Annotated in this window: 10 protein-coding genes and 1 pseudogene; 6 read left to right on the top strand and 5 right to left on the bottom strand. The window is 64.2% G+C overall.

All coding sequences use genetic code 11. The annotated features are described in order from the left end of the window. Positions 1-57 precede the first annotated feature (57 nt). Positions 58-2,862, bottom strand: a complete 2,805-nt coding sequence (locus OUZ30_RS06025) for an autotransporter serine protease (RefSeq protein WP_266181293.1) — start codon at positions 2,860-2,862, stop codon at positions 58-60. 234 nt (positions 2,863-3,096) lie between these two features. Here OUZ30_RS06025 and OUZ30_RS06020 point away from each other — a divergent pair, with 234 nt between their 5' ends. The 3 genes and pseudogenes from OUZ30_RS06020 (at position 3,097) to OUZ30_RS06010 (ending at position 6,456) form a co-directional block, all read left to right on the top strand. Further along, positions 3,097-4,281 carry an acetyl-CoA C-acyltransferase gene (locus OUZ30_RS06020; RefSeq protein WP_266181292.1) on the top strand — a complete coding sequence of 395 codons (1,185 nt, stop codon included), beginning with the start codon at positions 3,097-3,099 and terminating at the stop codon, positions 4,279-4,281. A 148-nt stretch (positions 4,282-4,429) separates the two neighbouring features. Beyond that, positions 4,430-4,705, top strand: a pseudogene (locus tag OUZ30_RS06015) (hypothetical protein); the annotation flags it as partial. Between the two features lie 143 nt (positions 4,706-4,848). Continuing rightward, positions 4,849-6,456 carry a carboxyl transferase domain-containing protein gene (locus OUZ30_RS06010; protein ID WP_266181290.1) on the top strand — a complete coding sequence of 536 codons (1,608 nt, stop codon included), beginning with the start codon at positions 4,849-4,851 and terminating at the stop codon, positions 6,454-6,456. 23 nt (positions 6,457-6,479) lie between these two features. Here the strand turns inward: OUZ30_RS06010 and OUZ30_RS06005 are convergent, their stop codons facing one another. Beyond that, a complete protein-coding gene (locus OUZ30_RS06005) occupies positions 6,480-6,665 on the bottom strand; it encodes a hypothetical protein (RefSeq protein ID WP_266181289.1) in 186 nt (61 codons plus the stop codon). 200 nt (positions 6,666-6,865) lie between these two features. Here OUZ30_RS06005 and OUZ30_RS06000 point away from each other — a divergent pair, with 200 nt between their 5' ends. From OUZ30_RS06000 to OUZ30_RS05990, 3 genes are all read left to right on the top strand, one after another. After that, positions 6,866-7,294: an SRPBCC family protein gene (locus tag OUZ30_RS06000; protein ID WP_266181288.1), complete on the top strand. Its 429-nt coding sequence runs from the start codon at positions 6,866-6,868 to the stop codon at positions 7,292-7,294. A 197-nt stretch (positions 7,295-7,491) separates the two neighbouring features. Continuing rightward, positions 7,492-10,110 carry a glycosyl hydrolase 115 family protein gene (locus OUZ30_RS05995; protein WP_266183115.1) on the top strand — a complete coding sequence of 873 codons (2,619 nt, stop codon included), beginning with the start codon at positions 7,492-7,494 and terminating at the stop codon, positions 10,108-10,110. A 172-nt stretch (positions 10,111-10,282) separates the two neighbouring features. Continuing rightward, entirely contained in the window at positions 10,283-11,206 is a 924-nt protein-coding gene (locus tag OUZ30_RS05990; protein ID WP_266181287.1) for a tetratricopeptide repeat protein, read from the top strand. Between the two features lie 48 nt (positions 11,207-11,254). Here OUZ30_RS05990 and OUZ30_RS05985 read toward each other — a convergent pair whose 3' ends face one another. The 3 genes from OUZ30_RS05985 to OUZ30_RS05975 are packed head-to-tail and all read right to left on the bottom strand — an operon-like array spanning position 11,255 to position 13,637. Further along, on the bottom strand, positions 11,255-11,554 hold the full coding sequence (locus OUZ30_RS05985; RefSeq protein ID WP_266181286.1) for a DUF6587 family protein: 300 nt from the start codon (positions 11,552-11,554) through the stop codon (positions 11,255-11,257). Next, positions 11,551-13,395 (bottom strand): ferrous iron transporter B, encoded by a 1,845-nt coding sequence (feoB, locus tag OUZ30_RS05980; protein WP_266181285.1) that lies wholly within the window; start codon positions 13,393-13,395, stop codon positions 11,551-11,553. The genes OUZ30_RS05985 and feoB overlap by 4 nt, the downstream gene beginning before the upstream one ends. Beyond that, positions 13,392-13,637, bottom strand: a complete 246-nt coding sequence (locus tag OUZ30_RS05975; protein ID WP_266181284.1) for a FeoA family protein — start codon at positions 13,635-13,637, stop codon at positions 13,392-13,394. Before OUZ30_RS05975 ends, feoB begins: the two co-directional genes overlap by 4 nt. Between the last annotated feature and the right edge of the window lie 15 nt (positions 13,638-13,652).

Raw genomic sequence — 13,652 nt, 5'->3', positions numbered from 1 at the left:
CGTCCTTGCTTCCTCTCCCCTCTGGGCGACCCGAAGGGGGGAGGGAAAAGCGAAGCGTCAGAACCCCAACCGATAATTCAGCGTACTCATCTTCCCGCGATCATGCTGGGCCACGTACTGATCGACGCCGAACGACAGCGTGGAGCGCGCCGTCATCGCCCAATCCAGGCTCAGCCCGGCATCGCCGCCATAGCGGGACAAACCGATGCCGCCTAGCGGCGCCCATTGGTTGAGCACGGCAAAACTGGCGTTGATCTGGTCACCACTCATACTGAAGGCACGCTGCCACAACACGTGCCCCTGAAGACTCAGATGACCGCCGCCAGCAAGCGCCCAATCGCTGCCGGCACGCAAACCGGCACCGGCCTGCCAGCGCTGCACTGTTTGCGCATTTGCCTTGAGGCCAAAACCATCACCGCCCAGCTCGTTGAAACCATCGGTTTCGATATTCGCGTATTGCAGATTGACGTAAGGGGTGAAGTGAACGCCACCGAGCGACATGCGGTAGCCGCTTTCACCATAGGCGATGCGGTAGCGGCCATTGGTGTCGCTGGCCACGCTCTCGACATCGCTGCCCAGTTCCACGTGTCGACGCATGTCTTCGCGGTAACTGCCTACGCCGAACCGGCCCATCGCGTACCACTGGTTTTGGCTGATGCCGCCATAGAGCATGCCTTCGACGGCGCGACTCTGACCCTGGTCGGCGAATTCGTCGAGCCTCCCGAGATCCTGGCTCTGGCTGACCGCGAAACCCACTACACCGTTGCTGCCGAAGCGACGATCCTGTCCCACCATCCAGCCATTCAGGTCATAGCCCACGTTGCTATACCCGCTGCGGCTCATGCTGCCGTAATCACCCAGCGACTGGGTCCAGCCGCCCACCGACGTGACATCAGCGAGCTGATCAAAACGGTTGGACAGCGCACGCGTACCGGCATCGATGGCATCGAACGTCATCGCCGCACTGGCCGCGTGCAACTGGCCGGAGAGACTCGACAGCGACTGCTGCAGCGCGCTGGTCGTCGCAGTCTGCTGCAGGTTCGCCGCGCCACTGATGAAGTTCGTAGGAATCGCCCCGCCGCTGCCTGCGCTGCCTTGCCCGACCTGCGTGTTGATCTGGGTGAAGGCGCCATCCACCCGCTGGGCCGCCCCGAACGAGGCCGGCGTATAGGCCATGCCCTGCACCGCGCTCGCCTGCACCTGACTTACGTTCAACCAGGCATCGGTGGCGCTGTAGTTGAGCGACGCTGTGAGCAGTACGCCCGGCGCCTCGTTCAGCGCCGAGAACGTGCCGTTGATGCCGCCGACAGCCGTCAACACGTCGGTATGCAGGTTGGCGAAATAGCCCTGTTTAATGCCGAGGACAAACAGGTCACCACCGCCAAGCGTCGCCGTACCGGTGACCCGCAAGGCGGAACCCAGCGCCACGGCGAGTCGACCTGCGCCCTGCTGGGTGTAGTTACCCGCCACCATGGTGTCGCTGGTGGTCACCGCCAGCACACCCGCGTTGGTCACCGAACCGCCAATGCTCGGCGTCGTGCTCAGCACGCCTTGTGCCCCAATGCTGACATTGGCTGCCAGCGAATTGGCCACCAGCATGCCGCCTTGTACCTGGGTCAATCCCGTATAGGTCGAGGGCTGGGTCAGCGTCAGCGTCCCGGGGCCCTGCTTGATCAGCCCGCCGGCGCCCGAGATGGGGTTGTTCCAGCTGGAGGTGCCGCTGAAGTTGACCGTGACGTCGCCCCAGTTGAACAGTTCCGGCCCGTTCACGGCCTTGCCGACATCCAGTCCGCCATAACCGAAGGTCGTGTTGGGCTGTGAGCCACCCAGGGGATCGGCGGTGCCTAGCAGAGTCTGTCGCACCAGGTCGTTGCTGAAATACGGGTAGGCCTGCCATACCAATGCAGCTGCGCCCGATACCTGCGGAGCCGCCAGCGAGGTGCCTTCGACAATCCAGTAGGAGGCATTGGTGGCGGTGTCGTTCTTGCCGGTGGCGATGACATTGCCTGGCGCCGCCAGGCAGTAGTTCATCGCGATACCGCACTTGTTGGAATAGCTGGCCAACTGCGTGGGGCTATTGCTGTTCAACGCAACGACGGTCAGCCAGCCCTTCTCCAGATCGGGAGCCAGGCTGGGCAACGCCGCGATGGTACTGGGATTGGCTTGCGAATCATTGCCGGCAGCAAACACCACCAGCCCACCCCATGAATTGATGAAAGTGTTGTAGGCATCATGGAAGCCTTGCGTAGTGACCGTGTCGGTAGAACTCCAGCTGACGCCGCCCCAGGAGTTGTTCATCACCTTCACGCCATTGGCGATCAGGTCGGCGTTGACCTGGCCGAGCGGAATGGCATCCGACGAAGTCACCGGGGTCGGCGTGGTCGAGCCGTTATCATCGGGCGCATTGTCGTCAATGATGCGCGCCGACACGATATCGGCACCCGGCGCGATGCCGCCCGGGAACTGCGCAAACGCCGCACCCGCGGCGATCTGCGCTACATACGTGCCGTGGCCGGATACATCATCAACGCTGAGGTTATTGGTGTTCGGATTGACATAGGTCAGCTCCTTCACCACGCGTCCGGCCAGGGCCGGGTGGCTCGCCATGACGCCGGAGTCGACGATGCCGATGGTGACACCGGCGCCGGTGTAGCCCGCGGCGTGCGCCGAATAGGTGTTGGTGAGGCTGAGCTGGGCATCGATGGGCGGCTGTACCGCGGTAGCCGGTGGCGTCGACGGCGGTGTCGATACCGTCTTCACCGGACTGTTACCGCCACCCCCACCACAGGCGCCCAGGCCAAGTGCCATCGCCACCAGCACCGCCATGCGGCGCGGCCGCAAACCCAGCTCACCCGTCGTCATAGCAACCCCCATCAGCGTGCCATGCGTCTCTGCAATCTCGTAAGGGCGTGCCCCCCGCACGCGCATTACGCGCCACAGAGGAGATATTGGCACAACGGAAACGCAACTAAATGTCGGTAAGGCCGCACCGCTATCGCAAGTAAGCGTGGTTTGCCCCGGTTGGCTGGGGACTGCGATAATCCGCAAGCTATTTACCGGGCACCCCTGCCCCATCAAGTACTTGCGGAGATCCCCATGTCGGACGTCAGTGTTGTCATCGCCGGTGCCAAGCGCACAGCCATTGGCTCTTTCCTCGGCCAGTTCACCGGCGTGCCTACCCCTACTTTGGGTGCAACAGCTATCCGCGCAGCCCTGGAGCAGTCTGGCGTCGCCGCCGCGGACATCAGCGAAGTCATCATGGGCTGCGTGCTGCCCGCCAACCTCGGCCAGGCGCCGGCGCGTCAGGCGTCCCTGGGTGCAGGCCTGCCCGTCGGCGTAGGCTGCACGACGGTCAACAAAGTCTGCGGTTCGGGCATGAAGGCCATCATGCTGGGTCACGACCTGATCAAGGCCGGTTCGGCCGCCATCGTGGTAGCGGGAGGCATGGAGTCGATGACCAACGCACCTCACATGGTCAACGCGCGCACCGGTATTCGCTACGGCGACGGCCAGCTGGTCGATCATATGGCGTGGGACGGTCTGACCAACCCGTACGACGGCAAGGCCATGGGCGTGTTCGGCGAGCTGTGTGCCGACAAGTACCACTTCACCCGTGAAGAACAGGACGCTTTCTCGACCACCTCGGTCGAACGTGCCAAGGCCGCCCAGCAGGCAGGGGCCTTCGCTGGCGAAATCGCCCCGGTCACCGTCGCCAGCCGCAAGGGCGAGGTCAAGGTGGACATCGACGAGCAGCCGGGCCGCTCCGATGTCAGCAAGATCCCCACGCTGAAGCCCGCGTTCCGCAAAGAAAACGGCACGATCACCGCCGCCAGCTCATCGAGCATTTCCGACGGCGCCGCCGCGTTGGTGCTCCTGTCGGCCGACAACGCCAAGGCGCGTGGCCTGCAGCCGCTGGCGCGCATCGTCGCGCACACCACCCATTCGCAGGAGCCGGAGTGGTTCACCACCGCGCCGGTGACGGCGATCCATAAAGTGCTCGAAAAGGCCGGCTGGAAGGTCAGCGACGTCGACCTCTTCGAGGTCAACGAAGCCTTCGCCGTGGTCGCCATGGCTGCCATGCGCGAGCTGGACATCCCCCACGACAAGCTCAACGTCAACGGCGGTGCCTGTGCGCTTGGCCACCCGATCGGCGCCAGCGGTGCCCGCCTGGTGGTCACCTTGCTCCATGCACTGAAGACCCGCGGCCTCAAGCGTGGCGTGGCCTCGCTTTGCATTGGCGGCGGCGAAGCCACCGCCATCGCGATCGAGTGCATCGACTGATGGGCCCTCACGGCGGCCGTACAAACGGCCGCCGCTGAAAGGCGGTTAACCGTTTTTTAGGCGCATTACCTAAAGTTGTGGCGCATTTTCCACGAAAGCGTTATTAATACGCCCGCCAAACGGCATTCCACGGCAAAGGAGATTCACCATGAAGTTCACGCGTACCCTACTCGCCTCCGCGCTCGTCGCGCTGCTGGCGGCTTGCAGCAACGGCGCGCAGGATTCCGCGCAGGACGCTCAGAAGTCGGCTGACCAGGCTCAGCAGGCTGCTGACCAGGCTCAGAAGGCTGCTGCTGCTCCGACCGAGCAGGCTGCTCCGGCTGCTGCGCCGGCTTCGACCGCTGCTGCTCCGGCCGCTGCTCCGGCTTCGACCGCTGCTGCTCCGGCTTCGACCGCTGCTGCTCCGGCTGCTGCTTCGACCGCTGGTCACTAAGCTTCACATGTTCTTCCGAAAACCGGCCGCCTTGCGCGGCCGGTTTTTTTTCGCCCTTACCTAGGGATGCCGGTACAGCTGTCGGGCCCGGGCCGTTATTATCCAGGGTTCAACCCGAACGGCAGTCTTGGCTCATGAGCGTCATCGTCTCGCAGATCGACCCGCGGTCATCCGAATTCCAGGCCAGCAGCGCGCAGTTGAGCGCCCTGGTGGATGACCTGCATCGCGAGCTGACGCGTAGCGCGGAAGGCGGCGGAGACAAGGCCCGCCAAAAGCACACGGCCCGCGGCAAGCTGTTGCCACGCGAGCGTATCCGCGCCCTGCTCGACCCGGGTTCGCCCTTCCTGGAACTGTCGCCCCTGGCGGCCCACGGCATGTACGACGACGCGGCGCCTGCCGCAGGCATCATCACCGGCGTCGGCCGGGTCAACGGCCTCGAGGTGGTGGTGGTCGCCAACGACGCTACCGTGAAAGGCGGCACCTACTTCCCCATCACCGTAAAGAAACACCTGCGCGCGCAAGAAGTCGCGCTGGAGAACCGCCTGCCCTGCATCTACCTGGTGGATTCCGGCGGCGCCTTCCTGCCGCTGCAGGACGAGGTGTTTCCCGACAAGGAACACTTCGGCCGCATCTTCTACAACCAGGCACGCATGTCGGGCCTGGGGATACCGCAGATCGCGGTGGTGATGGGTTCGTGCACGGCGGGCGGCGCCTATGTGCCGGCCATGAGCGACGAAACGATCATCGTGCGCGACCAGGGCACCATCTTCCTCGGCGGCCCGCCGCTGGTGAAGGCCGCAACGGGCGAAGTAGTGGATGCCGAGGCGCTCGGCGGCGCAGACGTCCATACGTCCGTCTCCGGCGTGGCCGACCACTACGCGGAGAACGACGCGCATGCATTGTCGATCGCCCGCGATATCGTCGCCAGCCTGAACCGGAAGAAGGACATGCCGCTGGCGCTACGCACGCCGGCGGAGCCACGCTATGCCGCCGAAGAACTCTATGGCGTGATTCCGCAGGACACGCGCCGCCCGTTCGATATCCGCGAGGTGATCGCGCGTATCGTCGACGGCTCGGAGTTTCATGAGTTCAAGGCGCGCTACGGCAAGACCCTGGTCTGCGGCTTCGCGCATATCCATGGCTACCCCGTCGGCATCATCGCCAACAACGGCATCCTGTTCTCGGAGTCCGCACTCAAGGGCGCCCACTTCATCGAACTGTGCAACCAGCGCAACGTACCGTTGGTGTTCCTGCAGAACATCACGGGCTTCATGGTCGGCAAGAAGTACGAGAACGCTGGCATTGCCAAGGATGGGGCCAAGATGGTCACGGCTGTGGCCTGCTCGCACGTGCCCAAGTTCACCGTGGTGATCGGTGGCAGCTTCGGCGCGGGCAACTACGCCATGTGCGGTCGCGCCTACGGCGCCCGCTTCCTATGGATGTGGCCGAACGCGCGCATCAGCGTGATGGGCGGCGAGCAGGCGGCATCCGTGCTCGCCACGGTGCGCCGCGACGGTATCGAGGCGGCGGGTAAAACCTGGAGCGCCGAGGAAGAGGAGGCCTTCAAGGCCCCCATCCGCGACCAGTACGAACGCCAGGGCCATCCCTACTACGCCAGCGCCCGACTGTGGGACGACGGCATCATCGACCCGGCCGATACGCGCCGAGTACTCGGCCTGGCGATCTCCGCCTCGCTCAACGCGCCGATCGAACCTCAGCGTTACGGCGTGTTCCGCATGTAAGAACAGCTGGCTTATTTCGCCGCTTAGCGGGGTGGCCGCAACGCCGAATCGCGCAGCGCCGCCTCGTGTTGCACTTCGTCGTGACCGGCGACATCGAGTGCGTCCATCAGGCCATGGCCGGGCGGGTGACGCAGTACAGTCGGTGGAATAGTGATTTCCGTGTCATCGCCGTCGGGCAAAGGTTTGTCAGTGGGCGGCGGCGTGTGCATGGCCAGTTCCTTGAGAGTCCACCGATTCTAACCAGCCCGCCATCGTCCATGCGAGGAGCACCATCGAACGGGACATGGGGAGTCCAGCGGACGCCGTGTACACTGCCCGCCTGACCTACAGCGGGCAGTGTCTGGCTCGATGCCTTGCTCAAGGCCGAAGGCCGCGCCAGGGGCAAGCCCTACCGCAAAGGTAAAACGCGATGAATACTTCTACCGTGCGCACGCTTCGCGTAACGCGCCATTTCGATGCCCTGCCTGAGCGCGTCTTTGATGCCTGGCTCGATCCTGCCACCGCGGGACGCTGGCTGTTCAGTGCGGACGGCGGCGAGATGGTGAAGGTGGCGATCGATGCACGGGTCGGCGGCGGTTTCATTTTTGTCGACCGGCGCAACGGCGAGGATGTCGAGCATGTCGGCGAATACCTGGCGATCGAGCGGCCGCAGCGGCTGGTTTTTACGTTTGCCGTGCCGAAATATTCCGCCGTGTATACGCAGGTGACGGTCGAACTGGAGCGCGACGCGGGCGGCTGCATGGTCACGCTAACGCATGCAGGCGTGCTGCCGGAGTGGAGCGATCGCACCAAGGAAGGCTGGGCCATGATCCTCGATCACCTCGCCGATACGCTTTAGCCCGCGACGATGAACGGTTCGCCCACGGCCTGCGCTTGTGGCATGCGACGGTCACCTGCTATGAAGTGATGGTAGCGCTAACTTCAAGCGAGAGATTGATGCGAATGCCTTCGCTGGCCAAGATCCCGTTCGTCATAGGCACACGTCGAGGCCAGTCTTCCGGCAAGGTCATCGGCCGCGCGCGGCAGTGCCTGGGCATGCTGATGGGCCTCGCCGCCATGGCTTGCGGATCCGTGGCCCATGCGTGCACGACGCCGGTTTCCGTCTGTTCGCATGATAGGCCGGAAAGTTTCGCCCTGATCCAACAAAGCCAGCCGGCGAATCTGCTTATCGATGCTTCGGCCGACCCTGCGGTGCGGTATGTCGCGGAGAGCTTCGCCGCGGATCTGCAGCGCGTGAGCGGGCATGCTCCGCAGCGCTACGAGCAAGTCCAACCTGCGGGCGGAAATCTTGTCGTTATCGGCGTGCTCGGCCACAGCCCGGTCATCGACGGGTTGGTCCGGGCGGGAAAGATCGAGGCCAGCGACCTCGCCGGACAGTGGGAGGCCTTTCGCCAGATCGTCGTCGACCATCCCTTCCCCCACGTAGCGCGGGCGCTGGTGATCGTGGGCGCCGATCGACGCGGTGCCGTCTATGGCACCTACGACATCTCGGAGAAGATCGGCGTGTCGCCCTGGTACTGGTTCGCCGACGTGCCGGTGCGACAGCAGGCCAACGTCTTCCTCACCGCCGGATCGCGCCGCGACCAGCCCCGGGTGAAATATCGCGGATTCTTCATCAACGACGAGGACCCGAGCTTCACCGGCTGGGCGAAGAAACATTTCGGCGGCATCAACCATCAGATGTATGCGCATGTCTTCGAGCTCGAGCTTCGCTTGAAGGGTAATTTCCTGTGGCCGGCGATGTGGGCACCCAAGGCGTTCAACGACGACGACCCGCAGAACATGATGCTCGCCGACGCCATGGGGATCGTGATGGGCACCTCGCATCATGAGGCCATGATGCGCGCGCAGGACGAATGGCACCGGCACACCGACCAGGGCATCACCGGCGGCCCCTGGAACTATGCAACCAATGGCGCGAACCTGCGCACGTTCTGGCGCGGAGGCATCGAGCGGATGATGTCCAAGGGCGATGGCCAGAGCTACGAAAGCGTGGTGACCGTCGGCATGCGCGGCGACGGCGACGAGCCAATGACCGAAGGCACCGCCACGCAGCTGCTGCAAACCATCGTCGCGGACCAGCGCAAGATCATCGCCGACGTCACTGGCAAACCTGCGGAACAGACCCCGCAGGCATGGGCGCTCTACAAGGAAGTGCAGGATTACTACGACCACGGCATGAAGGTGCCTGACGATGTCACCCTCTTGTTCGCGGATGACAACTGGGGACAGATCCGGCGACTTCCCAGGGCGAACAGCGAGCGCCAGGGCGGCTACGGCGTCTATTACCACTTCGATTACGTCGGCGGACCGCGCAACTACAAGTGGATCAATACCAACCAGATCGAAAAGGTCTGGCAGCAGATGAATCTGGCCTATGCGCGCGGCGCCCGCGCCCTGTGGATCGTCAACGTCGGCGATCTCAAACCAATGGAGTTTCCGCTCAGCTTCTTCTTGAGGCAGGCCTGGAACCCCGAGGCGATGACGCCGGATGCGCTTGCGCAGTATCCCGACGCCTGGGCCAGCGCCACCTTCGGGCCAACGCAGGCGAGCGCGATCGCGCAACTCATCACCCGGTACAGCCAGCTAGCGGCGCGACGCAAGCCGGAACTTATCGACGCCGGTAGCTTCCAGCTCGGCGCCGATGCCGGAGACAAGCTCGACGGTGGCGAATTCGGCACGATGATCGCCGAGTGGCAGGCGCTCGAGCAGGACATGCTCAAGGTCAAGGCCACGCTTCCGCCGGATCAGCGAGACGCTTATTTCCAGCTGGTGGAGCATCCCATCCTCGCGTTGTCGAACTTCTACCAGCTCTATTACGCCGTGGCGTGGAACCGGCGACTGGCAGCCGTCGGCGATCCACGCGCCAACGTCTTTGCCGACCAGGCGGAAGCCGCCTTCCGGCGCGATCAAGAAATTACCGATGCCTATCACGCGCTGAACGGCGGCAAGTGGGACGGCATGATGGCGCAGACGCATATCGGCTACAGCGGCTGGCAGCAGCCCGAGCGGCAAGTGATGCCCGAGGTAAAGCGAGTGACGACCCAGCGAGTCGCGAAGCCGATCGTGTTCGCGCCCGTTTCGACCGCTTCGGCAACGACCGCCAAGGACGATGTCATTAGCATCGAAGCGCCGCACTACAGCCGCGCCGTCGACGGCAAAGGCCTGAGCTGGCGCGCCATTGCGCATCTCGGCCGCACGCTCGGCGCGGTCGTCGCCTTACCGCAAGGCCATCCGCCGACCAGCGCACAGGATGGCGTGCGTCTCGAATACGACGTGTCATTGCACCAGTCGGGCGAGCTCGCGCTACAGCTCTACATGGTGCCCACGCTCGACACGATGGCCAGCGGTGGCGTCAGGATGGGCGTGTCCGTCGACGACGGCGCCATCCAGATACTGACCGACCGCATGACGCCCGCGGCCAACGGGACGAGCACCCAGGAACAGCGCGACTGGGACCAGGCCGTCGAGGACAATGCGCGTGTTCTGCGGGCAACGTTCCCGGACATGACGGCAGGCAAACACGTCATCAAGGTGTGGCGTCTCGACGACAACGCGGTGCTGCAGAAGCTGGTGCTGAGCAGGGTACCGGTTCCGCCGTCGTATCTCGGTCCGGCGGAGAGTGCGGGATATGACTCTTTGCCGAATCCCTAGCGTCGGGGCTATCCCTCGGCACCACGGCCGAGACCGCACCCTTATCATTCTCGGAGCGCCGAAAGCGGTTTCGCGGGTGATGGACGGTACAAGCGCCCATCCCGACGTTGCCCCTTTGCGGCAACCGGAGTAGCGTGAACCTGTCCCCTCGCAGACCATCATAGGCACCGCCATGACTGCGCAAAGGTTCACAAAATCGGTCTCGTTTTTCCTCCCCGTCCTGCTCTGCCTGGCCCTCGCACCAGCTCACGCAAACGACAGCGACGCCTCACTGCCAACCATTCCGATCGACGCCCAGACACCGCTCCCGAAAGTCGTCAGCTTTCACGCCACGCCGGATGTGCCCACCAGCCGTACTGACGCGTTCAATACGCCGCAGGATGACGGCCGTCCCGGCGAGTATTTCTTCTATCTCGGCGCCCTGGCCAATCAGCGGCACGACTATGCGCACGCGATTGCCATGTATGAGATCTCGGCCTCCTGGGCGTACAAGCCGGCCCAATACAACCTGGGCGTGCTCTATCTCAATGGCCATGGTTCGGGCGTGGATCTGCCGCGCGCGATGGCATGGTTCGCGCTGGCGGCGGAGCGCGGCGAGACCCAGTATGTCTATGCCAAGCAGCTGCTTTACGCGCATCTGACACCCGCGCAGTTTGAACAGGCCAACGAGATCTGGCGCGAGTTGCTGCCCAGGTTTGGCGACGCCACCGCCCTGGTGCGGGCCAAGGCACGCTGGCGCGAAGTGCTGATGTCGGCCACCGGATCGCGCGTCGGCTCGGCCGCGCCGCATATGTTGACCGGCGGCATGGTGGGCCTGGCCGGCCATCAGCAACCCACCAACTATGACGTCGGCAATGGCGGGATCCTCGCCACGACGCCTGGCGAAGTCACCGGTGTCCACAACACCGATGGCGCCATCGCCTACGAACAACTGCGGGCCAGCCGGAATCCTTACGACCCGAAGTTCGAGACGGATCTGCTGTCAGGCACGGTTACCGTTGGCATCCTCACCCCGATCACCAAACAGGACTTCCAGACGCCCTACAAGGACGGCAAAAAACCGTCGTCGGATACGCAGAATCCCGATCACCAGTGAATGAGGTGAGGCATCGCGTTTCCTGGTCATGCCGTGCGGCAACCAGGCTTATTTCGTGCGTGGCCTGAATTCCAGCGGCTGCCCATCGACATGTGCCGCCGGCGGCTTGGGGCCGCAGGCGCCACATGTGCTGCAGCCATCGCTGCAATTGCCGGTGGCCTGCTTCGGCTGCAGCTGTCGGCCAAGCGAGCGTTGCCAGGCGGCATGACCGGGCTGGTCGAAACGCAGCGCGGCAGCGGCAAGCCAGCGGTTGGTGAGTTGCGGCGCCAGTTTGCGGAACGTCACCAGCGCGCTGATCAGCACGATCGCGCCGATCACGATGTATTGCACCATCAGCCCGGTGCTCACGTCAGCAGGCTCGTGATCTGGTACGTCAGCAGCGAGGCGACGAAAGCCACCACGAACATATAGCCGAACGAGATCGCCACGTTGCGCCACGAATTCGTTTCGCGGCGGATCACCGCCAGCGTGGACATGCACTGCGGCGCAAACGCAAACCACACCAGCAGCGACAGCGCACTGGCCAGTGAGAAATTCGCCGCCAAGGCCTGGCCCAGACCAGCGCCGTTCGCCGCATCACCGCCCACGGCATAGACCGTGGCGAGCGCGGCCACGGCGGTTTCGCGCGCGGCAAACGCGGGAATAAGGGACACGCTGATCTGCCAGTTGAAGCCCAGCGGCGCGAAGATGTACTGCAAGCCACGACCGATATAGCCGGCGAAGCTGTAATCGATGGCCGGGCCGGTGGCACCGGCTGGCGCCGACGGGAAGGTGGAGAGGAACCACATCAGCACGGTCAACCCCAGGATCACGCCGGTCAGGCGCTTGAGGAAGATCATGCCGCGTTCCCATAAGCCGATCGCCACATCGCGCACCTTGGGCAGGCGGTAGGACGGTAGTTCCATCAGCAACGCGTGCTCGCTGCGATCGCGCCGCAGCTTCTTCATCACCCAACCCACGCCCATCGCCCCAAGCACGCCAGCGGCATACAGCGCGAACAGCACCAGGCCCTGCATGTTGAAGACGCCAAGCACGCGTCGCGTGGGAATGAAGGCGCCGATCAGCAACGCATACACCGGCAGGCGTGCTGAACAGGTCATCAAGGGCGCCACCAGGATGGTGGCGAGCCGGTCGCGGGGATCCGTGATGCTGCGCGTACCCATGATGCCGGGGATCGCGCACGCAAAGCTGGAAAGCAGCGGAATGAACGAGCGCCCAGTCAAACCCACCGACACCATCAGGCGATCGAGCAGGAAGGCTGCGCGTGGCAGGTAACCCGATTCCTCCAGCACCAGGATGAAGAAGAACAGCACCAGGATCACCGGCAGGAAGCCGAGCACGGTGCCGAGACCACCGAAGATGCCGTCGACGATCAGGCTCTGCAGCGGTCCGGTCGGCATCCAGGTGGTTGCATGCGCGCCCAGCCAGCTGAAGCCATCGCCGATCAGATCGGTCATCGGCTTGCCCGCCGCATACACGGCCTGGAACACCAGGAACATCACCACCGAAAGAATCGCCAGTCCAAACACCGGATGCAGCGCCCAGCGGTCCAGCGCATCGTCGAGTTCGGCCGTGGCACGCGGCATCGACACCGTTGCCGCCAGCAACTCGCGCACCTGGGCATGCAGGTCGGCGCGACTGTCGGCATCGTCGGGCTGTGCGGGCGCCGCCTGCGGAATTTCACCGTCCACCTGGGCGATCAGTGCCTTTACGCCATCGCGTCGCACGGCGACGGTTTCCACCACGGGTAGGCCCAGCCGACGCTGCAGCTCCGGCACATCGATGACGACGCCGCGGCGACGCGCCGCGTCCATCATGTTCAAGGCGAGCACCACCGGCCGGCCCAGGCGCTTCACTTCGAGCACGAAGCGCAGATGCAGACGAAGGTTGGTGGCATCAGCCACGCAGACGATCAGATCCGGCGCCGCTTCGCCCGGATAGACGCCTTCGCACACATCACGGGTGATCTGCTCGTCCGGACTGTTCGCGTCGAAGCTGTAGGTACCGGGCAAATCAAGCACGTACAGCACGCGACCGGACGGCGTGCTGAAGCGGCCTTCCTTTCGCTCGACCGTGACGCCGGCATAGTTGGCCACCTTCTGGCGACCGCCGGTGAGCTGGTTGAACAGCGCTGTCTTGCCGCAGTTGGGATTGCCGACCAGGGCAATGCGCAAGGTGCTGGCGCTCATGCCGCCACCTGCGCGTTCACCATCACCCGGGCCGCCTCGCTGCGCCGAAGCGCGAAGCGGGTCGAGCCAATCTGGATCAACAACGGGTCGGCGCCGAGCGGGCCGATCGCCACCACCCGCACCGGCTCGCCCTCCACGAACCCGAGGTCGCGCAAACGCTGCGCAATCGGGTCGGAAGCATGAGCATCGTCCACTCGGTCCACCACGGCAGGAGACCCTTTCGGCAGGTCGGACAGGCGCACTGGCTACCACTCAAA

Source organism: Dyella humicola, assembly GCF_026283945.1.
Lineage (GTDB): Bacteria > Pseudomonadota > Gammaproteobacteria > Xanthomonadales > Rhodanobacteraceae > Dyella > Dyella humicola.
The sequence above is the reverse complement of the archived record's forward strand: the minus strand, read 5'-3'. Positions and strand labels throughout refer to the sequence as shown.